This is a genomic window from Modestobacter sp. NPDC049651 (assembly GCF_040659695.1).
Lineage (GTDB): Bacteria > Actinomycetota > Actinomycetes > Mycobacteriales > Geodermatophilaceae > Modestobacter.
Window position 1 is genome coordinate 233,130 of the sequence record NZ_JBFAOG010000004.1, and the last position, 19,001, is coordinate 252,130.

19 protein-coding genes are annotated in these 19,001 nt (G+C 76.3%); 12 read left to right on the plus strand and 7 right to left on the minus strand.

The genetic code is table 11. From position 1 onward, the window contains the following. Nucleotides 1–69 precede the first annotated feature (69 nt). The 4 genes from AB0J00_RS08480 to AB0J00_RS08495 all read left to right on the plus strand — a co-directional run bounded on the left by AB0J00_RS08480 (nt 70) and on the right by AB0J00_RS08495 (nt 3,968). Nucleotides 70–762, plus strand: a complete 693-nt coding sequence (locus AB0J00_RS08480; protein WP_357742974.1) for a DUF4396 domain-containing protein — start codon at nt 70–72, stop codon at nt 760–762. Nucleotides 763–856: 94 nt separating this feature from the next. Then, nucleotides 857–1,861, plus strand: a complete 1,005-nt coding sequence (locus tag AB0J00_RS08485) for an SDR family oxidoreductase (RefSeq protein WP_357742977.1) — start codon at nt 857–859, stop codon at nt 1,859–1,861. After that, nucleotides 1,858–2,214 carry a hypothetical protein gene (locus tag AB0J00_RS08490; RefSeq protein WP_357742980.1) on the plus strand — a complete coding sequence of 119 codons (357 nt, stop codon included), beginning with the start codon at nt 1,858–1,860 and terminating at the stop codon, nt 2,212–2,214. Before AB0J00_RS08485 ends, AB0J00_RS08490 begins: the two co-directional genes overlap by 4 nt. After that, nucleotides 2,211–3,968 carry a glycoside hydrolase family 15 protein gene (locus tag AB0J00_RS08495; RefSeq protein WP_357742983.1) on the plus strand — a complete coding sequence of 586 codons (1,758 nt, stop codon included), beginning with the start codon at nt 2,211–2,213 and terminating at the stop codon, nt 3,966–3,968. The genes AB0J00_RS08490 and AB0J00_RS08495 overlap by 4 nt, the downstream gene beginning before the upstream one ends. A gap of 8 nt (nt 3,969–3,976) precedes the next feature. On the opposite strand, the gene AB0J00_RS08500 is transcribed toward AB0J00_RS08495, so the two are convergent. The 4 genes from AB0J00_RS08500 to AB0J00_RS08515 all read right to left on the minus strand — a co-directional run bounded on the left by AB0J00_RS08500 (nt 3,977) and on the right by AB0J00_RS08515 (nt 7,195). Continuing rightward, entirely contained in the window at nt 3,977–4,402 is a 426-nt protein-coding gene (locus AB0J00_RS08500) for a MarR family transcriptional regulator (RefSeq protein WP_357742986.1), read from the minus strand. A 78-nt stretch (nt 4,403–4,480) separates the two neighbouring features. Continuing rightward, nucleotides 4,481–5,089: a GerMN domain-containing protein gene (locus AB0J00_RS08505; RefSeq protein ID WP_357742989.1), complete on the minus strand. Its 609-nt coding sequence runs from the start codon at nt 5,087–5,089 to the stop codon at nt 4,481–4,483. Next, on the minus strand, nt 5,086–6,471 hold the full coding sequence (locus AB0J00_RS08510; RefSeq protein ID WP_357742992.1) for a HAMP domain-containing sensor histidine kinase: 1,386 nt from the start codon (nt 6,469–6,471) through the stop codon (nt 5,086–5,088). The genes AB0J00_RS08505 and AB0J00_RS08510 overlap by 4 nt, the downstream gene beginning before the upstream one ends. Nucleotides 6,472–6,481: 10 nt before the next feature. Continuing rightward, a complete protein-coding gene (locus tag AB0J00_RS08515) occupies nt 6,482–7,195 on the minus strand; it encodes a response regulator transcription factor (protein WP_357743245.1) in 714 nt (237 codons plus the stop codon). Between the two features lie 135 nt (nt 7,196–7,330). Here AB0J00_RS08515 and AB0J00_RS08520 point away from each other — a divergent pair, with 135 nt between their 5' ends. Continuing rightward, complete coding sequence (locus AB0J00_RS08520; RefSeq protein ID WP_357742995.1) at nt 7,331–7,699, plus strand: STAS domain-containing protein; 369 nt, start codon at nt 7,331–7,333, stop codon at nt 7,697–7,699. 39 nt (nt 7,700–7,738) lie between these two features. On the opposite strand, the gene AB0J00_RS08525 is transcribed toward AB0J00_RS08520, so the two are convergent. Together AB0J00_RS08525 and AB0J00_RS08530 are read right to left on the minus strand one after the other, a co-directional pair. Continuing rightward, nucleotides 7,739–8,065 (minus strand): STAS domain-containing protein, encoded by a 327-nt coding sequence (locus tag AB0J00_RS08525; protein WP_357742998.1) that lies wholly within the window; start codon nt 8,063–8,065, stop codon nt 7,739–7,741. 447 nt (nt 8,066–8,512) lie between these two features. Beyond that, nucleotides 8,513–9,820 (minus strand): AI-2E family transporter, encoded by a 1,308-nt coding sequence (locus AB0J00_RS08530; RefSeq protein WP_357743000.1) that lies wholly within the window; start codon nt 9,818–9,820, stop codon nt 8,513–8,515. Nucleotides 9,821–9,958: 138 nt separating this feature from the next. Between AB0J00_RS08530 and AB0J00_RS08535 the strand changes: the two genes are divergently transcribed. The 6 genes from AB0J00_RS08535 (at nt 9,959) to AB0J00_RS08560 (ending at nt 15,202) form a co-directional block, all read left to right on the plus strand. After that, the gene (locus tag AB0J00_RS08535) at nt 9,959–10,753 is read left to right on the plus strand and encodes a dienelactone hydrolase family protein (protein WP_357743003.1); all 795 of its coding nucleotides are present in this window, start codon (nt 9,959–9,961) and stop codon (nt 10,751–10,753) included. 12 nt (nt 10,754–10,765) lie between these two features. Further along, nucleotides 10,766–11,050, plus strand: coding sequence for a DUF6295 family protein (locus AB0J00_RS08540; RefSeq protein WP_357743006.1), 285 nt, complete (start codon nt 10,766–10,768; stop codon nt 11,048–11,050). A gap of 26 nt (nt 11,051–11,076) precedes the next feature. Beyond that, the gene (locus AB0J00_RS08545; RefSeq protein WP_357743009.1) at nt 11,077–12,030 is read left to right on the plus strand and encodes a LysR substrate-binding domain-containing protein; all 954 of its coding nucleotides are present in this window, start codon (nt 11,077–11,079) and stop codon (nt 12,028–12,030) included. A 79-nt stretch (nt 12,031–12,109) separates the two neighbouring features. Continuing rightward, nucleotides 12,110–13,417, plus strand: coding sequence for an FAD-dependent oxidoreductase (locus tag AB0J00_RS08550; protein WP_357743012.1), 1,308 nt, complete (start codon nt 12,110–12,112; stop codon nt 13,415–13,417). 43 nt (nt 13,418–13,460) lie between these two features. Then, nucleotides 13,461–14,741, plus strand: a complete 1,281-nt coding sequence (locus AB0J00_RS08555) for an aconitase X catalytic domain-containing protein (RefSeq protein WP_357743015.1) — start codon at nt 13,461–13,463, stop codon at nt 14,739–14,741. Further along, nucleotides 14,738–15,202, plus strand: coding sequence for a DUF126 domain-containing protein (locus AB0J00_RS08560; RefSeq protein WP_357743018.1), 465 nt, complete (start codon nt 14,738–14,740; stop codon nt 15,200–15,202). Before AB0J00_RS08555 ends, AB0J00_RS08560 begins: the two co-directional genes overlap by 4 nt. A gap of 37 nt (nt 15,203–15,239) precedes the next feature. Here the strand turns inward: AB0J00_RS08560 and AB0J00_RS08565 are convergent, their stop codons facing one another. Further along, complete coding sequence (locus AB0J00_RS08565; protein ID WP_357743020.1) at nt 15,240–17,384, minus strand: MMPL family transporter; 2,145 nt, start codon at nt 17,382–17,384, stop codon at nt 15,240–15,242. A gap of 239 nt (nt 17,385–17,623) precedes the next feature. Between AB0J00_RS08565 and AB0J00_RS08570 the strand changes: the two genes are divergently transcribed. Further along, on the plus strand, nt 17,624–18,997 hold the full coding sequence (locus tag AB0J00_RS08570; protein WP_357743023.1) for an FAD-dependent oxidoreductase: 1,374 nt from the start codon (nt 17,624–17,626) through the stop codon (nt 18,995–18,997). The last annotated feature ends 4 nt before the right edge of the window (nt 18,998–19,001 follow it).

Sequence of the window (19,001 nt, forward strand, 5' to 3'; positions counted from 1 at the left end):
CCAGGCGGACCGTGGGAACACTTGGCACATGGCAATGATCGCTACGGGGTGCCCGGGGAGGGGAGCCTGATGCCGGCCCACTGGCTCGTCGTCCTGTCCTGGGCGGCGCTGTCGATCGGCTTCGCCTGCGCGCTCGCCGTCCTCGCCGACACGTACCTGTTCCGGCACCGGCAGCAGATGGCGGTCATGGAGGCGGTCTGGCCGGTCACCTGCCTGTACGCCGGACCGGTCGGGCTGTGGGGCTACTGGCGGTTCGGCCGCCCGATGAGCCCCCGGTGGCGCCGGGAGCGGGGGGTCCACGAAGCGCCGGGGAAGCCGGGCTGGGCGACCACCTCGGTCGGGGTCAGCCACTGCGGAGCCGGCTGCACGCTGGGCGACATCATCGCCGAGTTCGCGGTCTTCGCGCTCGGGATCACCATCGCCGGCCGCGCGCTCTGGGCCGAGTTCATCGGCGACTACGTGCTGGCCGTCCTGCTCGGCCTGCTGTTCCAGTACTTCGCCATCGCGCCGATGCGCGGGCTGAGCTTCGGCAAGGGCATCGTCGCGGCGGCGAAGGCCGACATCCTCTCGCTGACCGCCTTCGAGGTCGGGCTCTTCGGCTGGATGGCCCTGATGAGCTTCGTGTTCTTCCCCGATCCGCACCTGCACCCCGACTCGCCGGTCTACTGGTTCCTCATGGCGATCGGCATGTGCGTCGGGTTCGTCACCGCGTACCCGGCCAACGCCTGGCTGATCCGCAAGGGCATCAAGGAGGCGATGTAGTGCCCTCCGCGCGCCGTCGGCCCGGGGCCGGCGTGTCGCCGTCCCGGCCCCCGGGCACTGAGCACCCGACCGCATCCGAGCAGGGGAGACACACATGAGCGAGGTCGTCGTCGTCACCGGGGCCAGCGCCGGGATCGGCCGGGCCACCGCGATCGCCTTCGCGCGACGCGGGGACAAGGTGGCGCTGCTGGCCCGGGGGGAGACGGGGCTCGCGGCTGCGGCGGACGACGTCCGGGCCGCCGGCGGGACGCCGCTGGTGGTGCCCGTCGACGTCGCCGACGCGGCCGCGGTCGAGGCGGCCGCCGACCGGGTCGAGGCGGAGCTCGGCCCGATCGACGTCTGGTGCAATGTCGCGTTCAGCACGGTGTTCGGGAAGTTCGAGGACCTCACCGCCGAGGAGTACGCCCGGGTCACGCAGGTCAGCTACCTGGGCTTCGTGCACGGCACCATGGCGGCGCTGCGGCGGATGAAGCCGCGGGACCGCGGGGTCGTCGTGCAGGCGGAGTCGGCGCTGGGCCGGCGGGGCATCCCGCTGCAGAGCGTGTACTGCGGCGCCAAGCACGCGATCAAGGGCTTCACCGAGTCGCTGCGCACCGAGCTGCGCATCGACGGGAGCAACGTGCACGTGACGATGGTCTACATCCCCGGCGTGAACACCCCGCAGTTCCAGTGGGTGGTGAACAAGCTGCCCAAGCGGCCGCAGCCGGTCGCGCCGATCTACCAGCCCGAGGTGATCGGCGAGGCGATGGTGCACGCCGCCGAGAACCCGCGCCGGCGGGCGTGGTGGGTGGGCATCCCGACCGTCTACACCATCGCCGGGAACATGGTCTGGCCGCAGTTCCTGGACTGGTACCTCGCCCGCACGGGGGTCCAGGGGCAGCAGACCGACGTCCCCGCGTCGGCCGACCCGGAGGAGGACCTCTGGGAACCGGCCGACGGGCCGGGCGGCCGCGACTTCGGTGCCCGCGGCGTGTTCAGCGACGGGGCGTGGACCCGGGACCCGCAGATCTGGGCCAGCCGGCACCACGGTGCGGTGGCCGCCACGCTCGGCGCCGGCCTGCTCACCGGCGCGGCCGCGCTCCGGCGGCGGCGGCGGTGAACCGGCGGGCCGTCGTCCGGGCGGCGTCGGCGGTCGCGGCGGTGTGGGGCGCGGTGCTGCTCGTCGCGCCGGAGCGGGTCACCCGTGCCGTCGCCGGGGGTGGGCCGGAGCCCCGGGCCTGGGTGGTGCGGCTGCTGGGCGGCCGGCTGGTCGCCCAGCACGGGCTGGTGCTGCTGCGCCCGTCGCGCGCCGTGGTGCTGCTCGGCGTCGGGGTCGACACCGTGCACGCCGCCAGCATGGTCGCGCTGGCCGCAGCACTGCCGCGCTACCGACGGGCGGCGGAGGTCAGCGGGGGGACCTCGCTGGTCTCGGCCGCGGTCGGTGCGCTGGCCGCCCCGGTCGCGCAGCGGTGAGCGGGCGGCTGCCCCGGGCGGTCGAGGGCGGGCGGCTGCCGCACGCGCTCCGGGAGTACGCGCTCATCGCCGATGGCGAGCGGGGTGCGCTGCTCGGCCCGCGGGGCGACATCAGCTGGCTCTGCCTGCCGCGGTGGCACGACGACCCGGCGTTCAGCGACCTGCTCGGCGGCCCGGGCTCCTACGTGGTCACCCCCACCGGCCGGTACACCTGGGGCGGGCACTACGAGCGCGGCAGCCTGATCTGGCGGAGCCGCTGGGTGACCGGCGACGCCTCCGTCGTCGAGTGCCGGGAGGCGCTCGCCCGCCCGGCCGACCCGCGCACCGCGGTGGTGCTCCGGCGGGTGGAGGCGCTCGACGGCGACGCCCGGGTCGCGGTCGGCCTCGACGTCCGGGCCGGGGCCGGCGCGCACCCGATGACCGATCTGCACCGGCACGGCGGCGTCTGGACCGCGCGGTCGGGTCCGCTGCGGATCCGCTGGACCGGCGCCCCGGACGCCCGGCCGGACGCCGACGGCGTGCTGCGCTGCGAGCTCGAGGTGGCCGCGGGGGACGTCGTCGACCTGGTGCTCGAGGTCGGCCTCGACGAGCCCGGTGCCGCACCGGACGCGGACCGGCTCTGGTCGGCCACCGCGACGGCGTGGTCGGAGGAGCAGCCCGACCTGTCCGGCACGGTGGCCCCGCGCGACGCCGTGCACGCCCACGCGGTGCTCCGCGGCCTGACCGCCGGCACCGGCGGGATGGTCGCCGCCGCGACGATGGGCCTGCCGGAGCGGGCCCGCCGGCACCGCAGCTACGACTACCGGTACGTGTGGCTGCGCGACCAGGCCTACAGCGGCGTGGCCGCGGCGACCTGCGGCGCGCTGCCGGCGCTGCTCGACGCCGTCCGGTTCGCCACCGAGCGGGTGCTCGCCGACGGCGACCGGTTGAAGCCCGCCTACCGGGTCGACGGCGGGCCGGTGCCCGACGAGCACCTGCTCGACCTGCCCGGGTACCCCGGCGGGGAGGCCCGGGCGGGCAACTGGGTGAACCAGCAGTTCCAGCTGGACGCCGTGGGCGAGGTGCTGCAGCTGTTCGCCGCCGCCGCCCGGCTGGACTGCCTGGACGCCGACGGCTGGCGGGCCGTGCAGGTGCTCGTCGACGTGGCCGAGCAGCGGTGGGACACCCCCGACGCCGGCATCTGGGAGCTGGACGACGACTGGTGGACGCAGTCGCGGCTGGCGCTGGTCGCCGGCCTGCGGCAGGTCGCCGCGGTGGCGCCCGGGCCCGGGGACGCCGCCCGTGCGGTCACCTTCGCCGACGGGGTGCTGGCCGAGACCAGCCGGCGCTGCCTGACGCCGCAGGGCTGGTGGCGGCGCAGCCCCACGGTGGACGGCGTCGACGCCTCGCTGGTGCTGCCGCCGGTGCGCGGCGCGCTGCCGGTGACCGACCCGCGCAGCGTGGCGACCTTCGCCGCGGTGGCCGACCGGCTCACCGAGGACGGCTACGTCTACCGGTTCCGGCCCAGCGCGGCGCCGCTGGGGGAGCAGGAGGGGGCGTTCCTGCTCTGCGGCTTCGTCATGGCCCTGGCCGCGGACGCCGCGGGCGACGAGGTGGGTGCCTTCCGCTGGTTCGAGCGCACCCGTGCCGCCTGCGGCACGCCCGGGCTGCTGGCCGAGGAGTTCGACGTCGGGCAGCGGCAGCTGCGCGGCAACCTGCCCCAGGCCTTCGTCCACGCCCTGCTGCTGGAGTGCGCCGCCCGCCTCGGCCGGTGACCGGCGGATCAGCCGGCCGCGCGCTCGTCGGTGAGCAGGGCGAGCGCGTCCAGCACGGTCTGCTGGTCCTCGGGCGGCAGCCGGTGCAGCCGCTCCCGCAGGGCCTGCACCCGCAGCCGGTCGTAGCTGCGCAGCACGTCCGCGCCGTGCGCGGTGAGGGTCAGGCTGATCTCCCGCCGGGTCACCTCGGACGGGCGGCGGTCGACGAGGTCGGCGGCCACCAGCCGGTCGACGAGCCGACTGGTGGTCGAGACGGTGACGCCCAGGGCCTCGGTGAGCTGCACGAGGTTGAGCGGTCCGAGCTGGCGGACGACGGTCAGCGCGCGCAGCTGCACCGGGGTCAGGTCGCCCACCTGGTCGGCCGCCCGCACCGAGATCCCGGTGACCAGCCGGGCGGTGGCCAGCAGCACCTGGTCGGCGGTCCTGGTGTCCACGGAGCTCCTGGGGTGGTCGATGTCGCCGCGCAACAGTTGGTGGGAGCCTAGCGCCGGCCCTGGGAGGGGCGCGTCGGATCAGCCCGTCGGAGTCGGGGAGGGCGTCAGCAGCGGCCGGTAGTCGGCGGCGGTGAGCGGCTCGGCGGTGAGCTCGCCGCTGGGCAGCGGCGCGTCCAGCCGCCGGCCGTCATGGGTGAGCACGACCGCCGCCACCCACGGCAGGCTGGTGGCGGTCAGCACGATCTGCGCCACCGCCCGCTTGCTCGCCCGGCCCGAGGGCGCCTCCGCCGACCCGCCGAGCGCGACCGAGACGGTGCCGTCCGCGGTCTCCGCGACGTCCAGGGTGAGCTCCGGGGGCAACGCGGTCGACAGCCGGTCGGCGAGCTCGTCGCGCTGCGGCCCCGCGGACAGGTCGTCCAGCAGCTCGGCCAGCTGCTCCCGCGGGCTGCCGGCGGACAGCTCCCGGGTGCGCGGCACCAGCGCCTCGTCGGCGCCGACCAGGTAGACCTGCGGCCGGCCGGCGGCGTCCGGGGCCGGTGCCGTGCTCCGGGCGGCCGGGCTGGAGGACGCCAGCCCGAACGGCACCTCGGACGGCGGGATCGTCTCCGGCGCGCCGCCGGTGGGCACCCCGCAGCCGGCCAGGAGGCCGACCGCGGCAGCGGCCACCAGGGCCCGCCGCGCCCTCACGGCCGGCCCGCCGGGTCGGGCGCCGCCGGCAGCGACAGCGTGAACCGCGCACCGCCCGACGGGCTGGCCGAGCACCACGCGGCGCCGCCGTGCCGGGCCGCGGTCTCCCCGACGATGGCCAGCCCGAGGCCCGCGCCCGGCAGCGACCGGCGGGCCGACCGCGGGCCCCGGACGAACCGCTCGAACACCCGGTCCCGGTCCTCCGGCGCGACCCCCGGCCCGGCGTCGTCCACCACGACCGCCACCGTGCCGTCCCGCCGCTCGACCCGGACCGCGGTCGCTCCGCCGCCGTGCAGTTGGGCGTTGTCCAGCAGGTTGGTCACCGCCCGCTCCAGCCGCGTCTTCGAGCCCAGCACCGTGGTCCTCCCGTCCGGGTCGGTCCCGGTCAGCGGCACGTCGCCGCCGCGCCGGCGCAGCACCTCGCGGACCAGCGCGGCCACCGGCACGGGCCCCGCGCCCTCCTCGGGGGCGCCGTCCAGGCGGGCCAGTGCCAGCAGGTCGTCGAGCATGTGCCGGAACCGGCCGAGCTCCTGCTCGACCAGCCCCAGGGCCTGCCGACCGCGGGGGGACAGCTCCTCCCGGCGCCCGGCGAGCACCTCGACGCTGGTCACCAGGCTGGTCAGCGGGCTGCGCAGCTCGTGGCTGACGTCGCCGACGAAGCGCGCGTCCCGGTCGATCCGGGCGGCCAGCGCGTCGACCATGCTGTTGAAGCTGGCCACGATGCCGACCAGGTCCGGGTCCTCGGTCGGCGGCAGCCGGATCGCCAGCTCGCCCCCGGCGATCCGGGTGGCGGCGCCGGCCACCTGCTCCAGCGGCTGCACCACCCGCCGGCTGGCCCAGACGCCGAACGCCGCCCCGGCCGCGGTCGCCGCCGCCGCACCGGCGCCGAGCACCGCCGACAGGGTGTGCAGCGACGTCTGCAGCTCGGTCAGCGGCGCCACCTCGTAGAACTCCAGGCCGGCCCCGACCACCGGCACCCCCACGACCAGCCGCGGCCCGCTGGCCGCCTGCACCCGCACGGTGCCCGCCGTCCCGTCCCGGACCAGCCGTTGCAGCGGGGCCGGCACGTCCCGGGCGCCGACGTCCAGCGTGGAGGCGTACCAGTTGCCGTCGCGGCGCACCACGACCCCGGCGCGGCCGGACGGCACGACGTCGGGCAGCTCCTCACCGACCTGGCTGCCCGCCGTCGACAGCCGGCTGGCCAGCAGGTTGGCGTCGGCGAACGCCTGGCGGGTGGCGGTGCCCTGCCGCTGGTCGAGCAGGTAGTTGCGGGCGAGCACGAACGTGGTGACCACCAGCACGGCCGAGACCAGCAGCGCGCCGACGCCGAACGCGACGACGATCCGGGCCCGCAGCCGGCGGGGCGCGAGCGGCACCCTCACCGCCGGGTCCTCACCGCGGGTCCAGCCGGTAGCCCAGCCCGCGGACGGTCACCACCAGCTGCGGTGCGCCCGGGTCGCGCTCGACCTTCGTGCGCAGCCGGCGCACGTGCACGTCGACCAGCCGCTCGTCGCCGAAGAAGCCGTGCTCCCACACGCGCTCCAGCAGCGCCTGCCGGCTGAACACCCGGCCGGGTGCGGCGGCCAGCTCGCACAGCATCCGGAACTCCGTCAGCGTCAGGTGCACCTGCTCCTCGCCGCGGTGCACGGTGCCGCGGTCGGGCCGCAGCACCAGCGGCGCGGCCGGGTCGGCGTCCAGCACGACCTCGGCGGGCCGCTCGGCGCCGGCGCCGCTCCCGGCCCGGCGGCGCAGCGCGCGCAGCCGGGCGGTGACCTCCTTGACCTCGAACGGCTTGGTCACGTAGTCGTCAGCGCCGGCCTCGAGCGCCGCGACGACGTCGTGGGTGTCGGCGCGGGCGCTGACCACGATGATCGGCAGGTCGCGGGTGCGCCGGACCTGGCGGATCACCTCGAAGCCGCTCATCGCGCCGAGCATCAGGTCCACGATCATCAGGTCCGGGGGCGACCCGGCGACCTGCCGGACGGCGTCCTCACCGCTGACCGCCTCGTCCACCTGGTAGCCCTCGTCCTCCAGGGCCCACCGCAGCGAGGTGCGGATGGAGTCGTCGTCCTCGACGAGCAGGAGACGCGGTGGCACGGCCGCCATCGTGCCACCGGCCGGGAGGGCGCCCGGCCGCGCCGGCGCGATCGTCACGCGATCGCAAAGGAACCGCAGGGGTGGTCGCAAAGCCGGCCGGGCACCGTCGTCGCCGGGACGCCGGAGCCGATCGAGGAGCGTGCGATGACCGCGACCGCGGACGCGGGCCGGCTGCTGCGCTGGGACCGGCACGCCGCGTCGGCGGCGGACGGCGAGGTGGTGGTCCGGTTGGACGACGACCTGCTCGCCGACGGGCTGGCCGACGTCCGGTGGCTGCTGCACGACGCGCTGCTGGCCGGCGCCCGACGCCTGGTCGTCGACGTGACCGGGGTGGCGCAGCTGGCCAGCCCGGTGGTGGCGAGCCTGCTGTGGGCGCACCGGACCTGCCGGGCGCGGGGCGGTGCGGTGGTGCTGCGCGGGGCCAACCGGCGCACCGAGGACATGCTGCGGCGCACCGGGTTGCGGCGGGTGCTCCAGGTGGAGCCCGGCCGGGGCGGCCGGCGGGGGCGCTGACCCCGGGAGGTGGGGCCCGCAGCTCAGCGACCCAGCGGCTCAGACCAGAGCGGGGGGCTCGTTGCGCAGCATCAGCCGACCGCCGGCAGCGGCCACGTGCGTGCGGAGCGACTCGAGCACCGCGCGGCCGCCGGCGTCGACCGACGCGACCGCGCGCAGGTCGACGACCACCGGGTCGTGGCCCCGCCGCTGCAGCGTCTCGACCGTGCCGCGCAGCAGGTCGGCGCCCTGCCGGGTGAGGTCGCCGTGCACCGCCACCCGCCCGCTGCGCGAGGTGACGACCTCGGTGCGGCCGGGCGCGGGTGCGCCGGCGGGCCGGCTCGTGCCGTGCTGCTCCGGGTGGGCTGCCCTCGCTCCCGCGTCCATGGCTTCAGCGTGCATGGCTCCAGCGTCCCCGCCCGGGGGGCCGGAGGACAGCCAGGCGCGCGAGCGTCACGCACTCGTCATGTGCCGGCCGCCGTTCTTTGCGATCCGGTGACGAGTCGTCCCAGTGCTGTGCCCGACCTTGGCAGCCGGTGACCGTGTGCGGACGCTGTGCGCATGGAGTCTGTGTGGATCCAGTCCGTGCACAACCTGCACTGCCCGACCTGCGGCGCCCGGCTGGTCGAGCGGGCCGGCCGGTACGCCGTCGCCCGCCGGCCGCGGCCGGTGTACGTCGGGGAGGTGGGCAGCCTGCGCTGCCGGGCCGGCCACGGGCTGCCCGACCGGGAAGCGCTCTACCGCTTCCGGGACGACGCGGGGCACGCGCCCGAGGCGCCGGTCGACGAGGTGACCGCACGTCCCCGCTGGTGCCCGCCGTCCCCGGCTGAGCGGTCAGCCGGCCCGCCGGGGACGGATGCGCAGCCGCGACCGGGCCGGGGGACCGGGTGGCACCGCGGTCAGCGGCGGCGCCTCCGCGGCCATCCGGTCCTCGTCGCGCAGCGGGTTGCCGCCGATGTCCTCGATGCCGGTCAGGTACTTGACCGCGGCGTGCACCGCCGCCGACAGCGGGATGGCGATGAGCGCGCCTGGGACGCCGGCCAGCGTGCCTCCGACGGCGATGCCGAGCAGCACCGCCACCGGGTGCAGCCGGACCGTGCGCCGCATGATCAGCGGCTGCAGCAGGTAGGGCTCCCAGATGTTGCTGGCCACCAGCACGCCGATGAGCACCAGCAGCGGCCCGACCCCGGCGCTGGCCAGCGTCACCGCCGCGGCCAGCGCGCCGAACACCACCTCGCCCACCACCGGGACGAACCCGCCGAGCAGGGCCAGGACCGCCAGCGGCAGCACCAGCGGCGTGCCCACCAGCCAGAGGGTGACGCCCAGGGTGACCGCGTGCACCACGCCGATGAGCGCCGTCCCGACGATCCAGCCGGCCAGCACCTGGAACGCCCGGTGCCCGGCGCCGTTGGCCGCCGGCTGGGTGTGCCGGGGCAGCAGCCGCACGAACCAGCTCCACACCCGGTCGCCGTCGATCAGCAGGAACATGGTCAGGAACAGGGTGAGCACGAACCCGCCGAAGACCTTCGCGGCGAGCGAGCCGGCGGTCAGCGCCCCGCTGAGCACCGCGTCGTCGTGGGTCTGCAGCCACTCGCCCGCGCGGTCCACCAGGTCGGTCGACCGTTCGCCCACCCCGGGCAGCCCGGCCAGCCGCCCGCCCACGTCGTCGAGGACGTCCCCGGCCTCGGCGACCAGCCGCTCCCGCTGGCCGGCCACCTGCCAGCCCATCAGCGCCCCCACGCCGCCGACCAGCACGACCAGCGTCACCAGGACGACCGGGCCGGCGACCGCGCGGGGCACGTGGCGGCGCAGGACGGCCGTCGGCCGGAGCAGCAGCGCCGTCAGGAGGATGCTGAGCGCGACGGGCACCGTGACCACGGTCAGCCCGGACAGGAACCGGACGACGAACCAGCCGACCGCGCCGACGACGAGCAGCCGCCACCCCCACGCCGCGCCGGCCGCCAGCCAGCCGGGCACCGGGGTGCCGGTCGCCGCCGGGGCCGGCGCCGTGGCCGGGGGTGGCGGGGTGCCGCGGTCGGGCCGCCGCGGGGGCGGCGGGCGCCGGCTCGGGCCCGGCACCGTGCGCGCCGCGGCGGAGCGGTGCGCTGCGGATCGGGCCCGGTTCGTCGTCGGCTGGGCCATCTCGGAGCCTCTGCTGTCGCAGCGGGCGGCTGGTCTCGCCGGGCGCTCCCTACCCCCGGGAGCGCCCGGCCACGCGGCGCCGGAGCGACGGACCACCTCCCGCGCGGCCCGGCGCGGGCAGTGGTTGGGTGTGCCGGGGTGCCCGCGACGGGTGGGCGCGAGGACGAGGGGACGACCGGGTTGATCGGGGACCTGCGGGCCGAGACCGTGCACATCGAGGGCGCCGGGGGCGACCGGATCGAGGCCTACCTGGCGCAGCCGCTGGACGCGTCGGGCGGCGAGCCGCGCGGCGGCGTCGTCGTCATCCACCACATGCCCGGCTACGACGCCTGGTCGCTGGAGGTCACCCGGCGGTTCGCCGCGCACGGCTACCTCGCCATCTGCCCGAACCTGTACACCCGCGAGGCGCCCGGCGCCGACCCTGACGACGCCGCCGCCGCGGCCCGCGCCGCCGGAGGGGTGCCCGACGACCGGCTGGTCGGCGACGTCGCCGGCGCGGCCGCGCACCTGCGCGCACTGCCCGGCTCCAACGGCCGGGTGGGCACCATCGGCTACTGCTCCGGCGGCCGGCAGTCCTTCCTCGCCGCCACCGCGCTGGACCTCGACGCCGCGGTCGACTGCTACGGCGCGTTCGTCGTCGGCGAGCCCCCGGAGGGCTTCCCGCTGCAGGTCGGCCCGCTGGCCCACCGGGTGCCGGACCTGCGCGCGCCGCTGCTGGGGCTGTTCGGCAACGAGGACTCCTACCCCTCGCCGGCGGACGTCGACGAGCTGGAGCGGCTGCTCACCGAGGCCGGCAAGGAGCACGAGTTCCACCGCTACGACGACGCCGGGCACGCCTTCTTCTCCACCGACCGGCCCGCCTACCGGGTCGCGGCCGCGGTCGACGGCTGGCAGCGGATCTGGTCGTTCTTCGGCCGTCACCTGAGCGTCTGAGGAGGCCTCCCCGTGTGCACGTACCAGACCGCCACCCTGCCGCTGACCGGCGCCGGCAAGGGGGCCTCGGGGTGGTTCCCGCTGACCGCGGCGACCGTCTACTTCGACCACCCGGTGTCCGCCCCGCAGGCGCACACGCTCAACATCGACTTCCGCAACCCCGACCGCGGTGCCGCGGCGCGGGTCGCCGTCGAGCTCGACCCGGCCGGCGCCCGGCAGCTCGCCGAGTCGATCCTGGCCATGCTCGACGCCGCCCCGCCCGGGCTGGTCGAGGAGTCGATGACCGGCCGGTCCTGACCGGGCAGGCGGTACGGTCCGCCGTCGTGGAGGACCCCGCGGCGCGACCGGCCGCCCACCTGGCCAACCTGGACCTCAACCTGCTGGTGGCGCTGCGCGAGCTGCTGCGGGAGCGCAACGTCACCCGGGCCGCGGCCCGGATCGGGGTCACCCAGCCGGCCGCCAGCGCCGCGCTGTCCCGGCTGCGCCGGCACTTCGACGACGAGCTGCTGGTGCGCCGGGCGGGCAGCTACGCGCTGAGCCCGCTGGCCGCCCAGCTCGCCGACCAGGTGGAGGCGGTCTGCGCGGCCGCCGAGCGGCTGTTCGCGACCGGGCGGGCGTTCGACCCCGCCCGGTCGCGGCGCGAGTTCACCCTGGTGACCGCCGACTACACGATCGGTGTGCTCGGTGCGCGGCTGTCCGCGGCGCTGGCCGCCCGGGCGCCCGGCGTCCGGCTGCACCTGCAGCTGGTGCGCGAGGCGTTCACCGCCGACGTCGCCGACACCATCCGGCTGCTGGACGGCGTGGTGGCACCCCCGGCCGCGCGGCTGGACCGGCCGGGGATGCGGTCGCTGCCGCTGTTCACCGACCGGTGGGTGGTCGTCGTCGACCGCGACCACCCGACCGCGGGCGGCGGACTGCTGACGGCGGCCGCGCTGGGGGAGCTGCCGTGGGTGGTGGCCTTCCAGCCCGACCGCGGGCTGGACACCGCCGCCCCGCTGCACGGCCCGCTCCGGCAGCTGGGCATCCAGCCGGAGGTGCGGGTGCGGGTGGAGGGCTACGAGGCGGTGCCCCGGCTGGTCGCCGGCACCGACCGGGTCGCGCTGGTGCAGGAGCGGCTGGCCACCGCGGTCGCCGGGCCGCTCGGCCTGCGGGTGCTCGACTGCCCCGGCGACCCGCTGCCGATCGAGGAGCGGCTGTGGTGGCACGCGGACCTCGACGGCGACCCCGCCCACCGCTGGTTCCGCGAGCTGGTCGCCGAGGTCGCCGCTGTGCTCTGACCGACCATCAACGCGGTTGATGGTCGCCAGCCGGAATGGTTGTTTCCACAGAGCGCCCCGGCTGCCTAGCGTGTGAGCCATGCCTCATGCGCTGACCGACCTGCCCGTGCGCACCGTGCTGCGCGACGGCGGGCCCGCCGGCCCGTCCGCCCCGCCGGACCACCTGGTGACCGCCGACGTCTGCGTCGTCGGCGCCGGCATCGCCGGCCTGTCCGCGGCCGTCGAGTCCGCCCGGCTGGGCCACGACGTCGTGCTCGTCGACGCCCTGCCGGTGCTCGGCGGGCAGATGGTCAACTCGCTGATCGGCCTGTTCTGCGGCGTCTACGGCAACGGCCCGGAGTACCAGCAGCTCACCCACGGCCTGTTCGACGGCATCTTCCGCGACCTCGGCGCCACCGGCGACCTGTTCGAGCGCCGCGGCCACACCCTGACCATCGGCTACGACGAGGTCCGGCTGGGCCGCTGGGTCGAGGACACCGTCGCCGCCGCCGGCATCCAGGTGGTCACCGGCGCGGTCATCACCGGCGTCGACCGGGACGCCGACCGGGTGGCCGGCGTCCGGTTCGCCACCCGCTACGGCAGCGTGCAGGTCGAGGCCACCGGCTTCGTCGACGCCAGCGGCGACGCGGCGCTGGCCTGGGAGGCCGGGCTGCCCTGCCGGCTGCCCGAGCGGGAGATCTACGGCTCGCAGCAGCTGGTCGTCGAGGACGTCGACGAGGCGGTGCTGCCCGAGCCCGACGAGCTGTCCGCCCGGGTGCGGGCCAAGGCCGACGAGTACGGGCTGCTGCGCCGCGACGGGCTGGCCTTCTACTTCCCCGGCCGCGGCACCGCGGTGCTCAACATGACCCACATCGAGGCGCCGCTGGACCCCATCGCGGCCACCCGCGCGCAGCTCGCCGGCCGCGCCCAGGCCGACCGGGTCGTGGAGTTCCTGCGCACCGAGTTCCCGGCGACGTTCGGCCGGGCCCGGGTGCGCGCCTACGGCTTCCCCGGCCGCCGGCAGACCCGCTGGGTCGCCGCCCGGCAGCAGCTCACCCTGGACGACGTGCGCGCCGGCACCCGGTTCCCGGACGCGGTGGCCCGCACCTCCTGGCCGGTCGAGCTGCACGACAGCCCCGAGGGCTACGTCTGGGAGACCTTCGGCCCCGACCACCTGCACTACGTGCCGCTGGGCGCGATGACCCCGCCGGACGTGCACAACCTGCTGGTCGCCGGCCGGTGCGTCGACGGCGACGCCGCCGCGCTGTCCAGCGTCCGGGTGATGGGCCCGTGCGGGGCGATGGGCCACGCCGCCGCGCACGTGCTCGACCTGGTCGGCAAGGACAGCACGCACGACGTCGACCTGGCCGCGCTGGCCGGCCGCATCGCGGAGAACGTCGGCGGCTGACCCGCTGGACCGCTGATCCGATCGCACCGAGGAGGAGGACCGCGTGCTGCTCACCGACGAGGAACGGGCGATGGCCGACGGGGACGAGGGCCCCGCGGTCGCCGCCGCGATGGACCTGCTCGTCCGGTACGGCGAGGCGCTGGGCGCCGAGCGGCTGGTGGAGACCCGCAACGTCGCCGGCACCACCACCCAGCCGTCGCCGGCCAAGGCCAAGCTGGTCGCCGAGGGCGGCTGGGACAAGGCGTTCGCCGTCATCAACCTCGACAGCGACGGCGACTTCGCCGTCCCCGGGGTGAAGGTGCCCACCTGCCAGCTGCAGGCCGGGTTCGGCGTCGACGCCCTGGACACCGTGCCCTACCCGCGGCACTGGGCGGAGCTGCAGGGCGAGGCGGAGGCCTACATCGGCGGCCGCGGGGTGAGCATCCTGGCCACCTGCACGCCGTACCAGGTGGGCAACCTGCCGGTGCGCGGCGAGCACTGCGCGTGGATGGAGTCCTCCGCGGTCGTCTACTGCAACTCGGTGCTCGGCGCCCGCACCAACTGCGAGGGCGGCGCCTCCACCGGGGCGGCGAGCCTCACCGGCCGGATCCCGTACTGGGGCAACCACCTGGCGGAGAACCGGTACGGCACCCACCTCGTGCAGGTCGGCGCGCGGGTCGAGGACCTGCTGGACTGGGGGATGCTCGGGTACTTCGTCGGCGACCTGGTGCAGGAGCAGCGGCCGGTCGTCGTCGGCCCGTACGCGCACCCCGACCTCACCGACCTCAAGCACTTCGGCGCGGCCGCGGCCTCCTCGGGCGGCGTGGAGATGTACCACCTGCCCGGCATCACGCCCGAGGCGCCGACGGTGGAGGCGGCGTTCGGCGGCGGGCGGGTGCCCGAGCCGGTCGTCTACGGGCCGGCCGAGCGGCGGGCGGTGTACGAGACGCTCAACGACCAGGGGCGCAGCACCGACGTCGACTTCGTGCTGCTGGGCTGCCCGCACGCGTCGCTGGAGCAGATCCGCGACGCCGCCCGGGCGCTGGAGGGCCGCAAGCTGCACCCGGGCACCGAGCTGTGGCTGATGGCACCGGCCGCGCTGGCCGCGGTGGCCCGGCGCAGCGGTTACACCGCGGTGATCGAGGCCGCGGGCGGCAAGGTGCTCACCGACTCCTGCCCGGCGATGTCCCGGACGGCGCCGGCGGGCACCCGGGTGTTCGCCACCGACTCGGCCAAGCAGGCGCACTACCTGCCGGCGATCCTCGGCATCGAGGCCTGGTTCGGCACCTTGGAGGACTGCGTCGACGCGGCCGTCACCGGCCGCTGGCGGGGGGAGCTGCGATGAGCATCGACGGCACGGGCATCGACCACGCGGGCATCGACCAGGCCGCCCCGCGCACCCTGCTGCGTGGCCGCACGATCGTGCCCGGCGTCGTCGAGGGCGAGGCGCTGGTGTCGCACGAGACGATCTCCGGCTGGGGCGGCATCGACCCGGCCACCGGCACGATCATCGAGCGCCGGCACGAGCTGTGCGGCGTCTGCTTCACCGGCAAGATCCTGGTCTTCCCCGGCGCCAAGGGCTCCTCGGGCTGGTCCGGGTTCTTCCAGTCGACCCGGCTGCTGGGCACCGCGCCGATCGGGATGGTGTTCAGCACCATGACCACCAAGGTGGCCCTCGGCGCGGTGGTCACCCGGGTCCCGGCGCTGTCGGACCTGGACGCCGACCCGGTCGCGGCCTTCCGCACCGGCGACCGGCTGCGGCTGGACGCCACCGCCGGCACCGTGGAGCTGCTCGCGCGGCCCTGAGGGGGTGCCCGCCGAGCCCGGCGGGCACCCCGGACGGCTACAGGCGGGCGGGCTCGGCCTCGGGGGCCGGCCGCTCGTCCGCGGGTCGCCTCGCGTCCGCGTGCCCCGGCCACCACGCGCGGTGGCCGATCAGGGCGGTGAGCGCGGGCACGAAGAACATCGCCATCACGAACGCGGCGATCGCGATGCCCACCGAGATGGCGAAGCCCATCTGGGTCAGCTGGCTGTTGCCGGCCAGCATGAGCGAGGCGAAGGTGCCGGCCAGGATGACCCCGGCCGCGGCCACCGTGGGCGCCGCGTGCCGGAAGGCGATCGCCGCCGCCTGCCGCGGGGCGTTGCCCTCCTGCGCCTCCTCGCGCAGGCGGGCCACCATCAGGATGTTGTAGTCGGTGCCCAGCGCCACCACGAACAGGTACATGATCAGCGGCAGGGTGAAGATGAGCCCCGGTTCGGAGCCGATCGTCTGGAACACCAGCACGCTGGCCCCCAGGGTGGCCGCGAAGCCCAGCCCCACCGCCGCCATCAGGTACCAGGGCGCCACGACGCTGCGCAGCAGCGCGCCCAGGATCAGCATGATCAGCACTGCGGCGACCGGGAACACCACCGCGTAGTCGCGGTTCATCGCCGACTGGATGTCGACGAACACCGAGGTGATGCCGCCGACCAGGGCGGTGGTGCCGGCGGGTGCGGCCGCGTGCGCGTCGTCGCGCAGCGGACCGCGGACGGTCTCCAGCGCCGCCTTCGACTCCGGGCTGTCGGCGAGGGTCACCGAGAAGTCCGCGACGGCGCCGTCCTCGGACAGCTGCGGCGGGGCCACCTCGCCCACGCCGCGGACGCCGGCCAGCCGGGCGCCGAAGTCGGCGACCGCGCCGTCGTCGAGCCGGCTGCCGTCGTCCGAGCGCAGGTAGACGTCGGTGGGCTGGGTGGCGCCGGCCGGCACGGTCTTGAGCAGCTCCTCCTGCCAGACCGCGGACTCCGCGGTGCTGTCCGACGAACCCGCCGACAGGTCGAAGTTCGCGCTGAAGCCGAGGGCGAAGACCGCCAGCAGCACCAGGACGCCGCCGGAGGCGACCACGTAGCGCACCGGGTGCCGGCCCAGGGAGGTGCCGATCGCCGCCGCCCGGTCGCCCTTCGGCTCGCTCCGCCACGCCTTGGACGGCCAGAACACCCTGGTGCCCAGCAGCGACACCACCGCCGGGATGAGGGTCAGCCCGGCGACCAGGGTGACCGCCACCGAGATGGCCAGCGCCGGACCCAGCGCCCGGAACAGGCCCAGCGTCGACAGCAGCAGCGCGAGGAACGCGATGATCACCGCGCCGGCGGCCGAGGCGATCGCCTCGCCGACCCGGGCCACCGCGTTGACCATCGCGGTCTTCGGGTCGTCGCCCGCGCGCAGCCGTTCCCGGTACCGGAACATCAGGAACAGGATGTAGTCGGTGCCGACGCCGAACAGCACCACGATGAGGATCGAGGTGACCGAGCTGTCGGCCTCGAGGTCGAACGCCTCGTTGGCCCAGCCGATCAGCCCGGTGGCCACCTGGGAGACCAGGCCGATGGTGACGATCGGCAGCAGCGCGATGATCGGGCTGCGGAAGATCACCAGCAGCAGCACCACGATCAGCCCGATCGTGGCGATGCCGACGATCGCCTCGGCCCGGCTGCCGGAGTCCTGGGCGTCGAGCTGCTGGGCGGCGTTGCCGGTGATGCCGCCGCGCAGGTCGGTGTCGCGCAGCTGGTCCTGCAGCGCGGGGCGCAGGTCCGCGACCGCGTCGGTGGCGCGGGTGTCGCTGCCGCTGCTCACGTCCGGCAGCTGCACCGCCACCAGCTGCACGAGCCGGTTGCCCGTCGGCGGGACGGCGGTGATGCCCTCGACGTGCTCGACGTCCTCCGCGGTGAGCGCGGCGGCCACCCGGGTCACTGTGTCGGCGTCGGCGTCGGTGAGCGGGGCGCCGTCCCGCCGCTCGACGACGATGAGCGCGTCCGGCGTCCGCGCGGACGGGAACGCCTGCTCCTGCAGGTCCAGCGCCTGGATCGACTCGTAGTGGCTCGGCAGGAACTCCGCCTCGTCGCTGGTCGAGGTGAGCTTCGGTGCGAGGGCGACGACCGCCACGGCGAGCACGATCCACGCGGCGATCACCTGCCACGGGTGCCGGACGACGAAGCGTCCGAGTCGAGCGAACATCGCGGGTGGTGCCCTTCCGGTGCGGCGACGGGTGTCGCCCCGCGACGCTAGGGACCGCCACCGGCGGGGACAAGCAGGTTCCGGGCGACGTCGTCGACACGCCGCACCGGCCGCCCGCGGCGGGCACCCGCCGTCGCCTGACCGCCTGACCGCCCGACCGCCCGGCCCGCCTGACCGCCCGGCCGGCCCGCCGTACCGTGGTCCCGACCGGTGCCGACGGCGCCGGGGGAGGAGCGGCAGTGACGACGGACGGGCCCTACCGGGTGGCGGTGGTCGGCGCGGGGCCGGCGGGGTTCTTCACCGCCGACGCGCTCAGCCGGCACCGGGAGGTGGCGGTGGAGGTCGACCTGCTGGAGCGGCTGCCGGCGCCGTTCGGGCTGATCCGCTACGGCGTCGCGCCCGACCACCCGAAGGTCAGCGCGATGATCAGCCGGTCGCTGCACCGGGTGATGGCCCGCGGCCGGATCCGCTTCCTCGGCAACGTCGAGCTCGGCACCGACGTGACGCTGGCCGACCTGCGCGCGCACTACGACGCGGTGGTGCTCACCACCGGTGCGTCCCGGGACGCCGAGCTGCGGGTGCCCGGCGCCCAGCTGCCCGGCTCGCACGGCGCCGCCGAGTTCGTCTCCTGGTACGCCGGCCACCCCGAGGCGCCGCGCACCTGGCCGCTGGACACCCCCGCCGTCGCGGTCGTCGGCGCGGGCAACGTCGCGCTGGACGTCGCCCGGATGCTGGTCCGCGACGACGCCGCGCTGGCCGGCACCGACGTCCCCGACGAGGTGCTCGCCCAGCTCGCCGCGGGGGCGGTCACCGACGTGCACCTGCTGGCCCGCCGCGGGCCGGCGCAGGCCCGGTTCACCCCGCTGGAGCTGCGCGAGCTGGGCGAGGTGCCCGGCGTCGACGTGGTCGTCGACCCGGCCGACCTGCAGTTCGACGACGCCTCCCGGGCGGCGGTCGCCGGCTCGCACCAGGTGGCGCAGGTGGTCGAGGCGCTCACCGGCTGGGCCGCCGTCGACCCGGCGTCGCGCACCGCGCCCCGGCGGCTGCACCTGCACTTCCTCACCCGCCCGGTGCGGGTGCTCGGCACCGACCGGGTCACCGGCGTGGAGGTCGAGCGCACCGAGCTCACCGGCGACGGCACGGTCCGCGGCACGGGGGAGACCACGGTGCTCGACGTCCAGGCGGTCTACCGGGCCGTCGGCTACCGCAGCTCGCCGCTGCCGGGCGTGCCGTTCGACGAGGCCGCCGGGGTGGTGCCCAACGCCGCCGGCCGGGTGCTCGGCCCGGAGGGCGACGTGCTGCCGGGGCTGTACGCCAGCGGCTGGGTCAAGCGCGGGGCGGTCGGGCTGATCGGGCACACGAAGTCCGACGCCGCCGAGACCGTCGGGCACCTCGCCGCGGACCTGCCCGGGCTGCCACCGGCCGCGGTGCGCGACCCGGCGGCGCTGCCCGCGCTGCTGGCCGCCCGGGGCGTGCACGTGGTCGAGTGGTCCGGCTGGGAGCTGCTCGACGAGCTGGAGCGGTCGCTGGGCGCGCAGGGCGGCCGCGAGCGGGTGAAGGTCGTCGACCGCGCGGAGATGCTGCGCGCGGCACGGGGCGCCGCCGCCGGCTGACCGG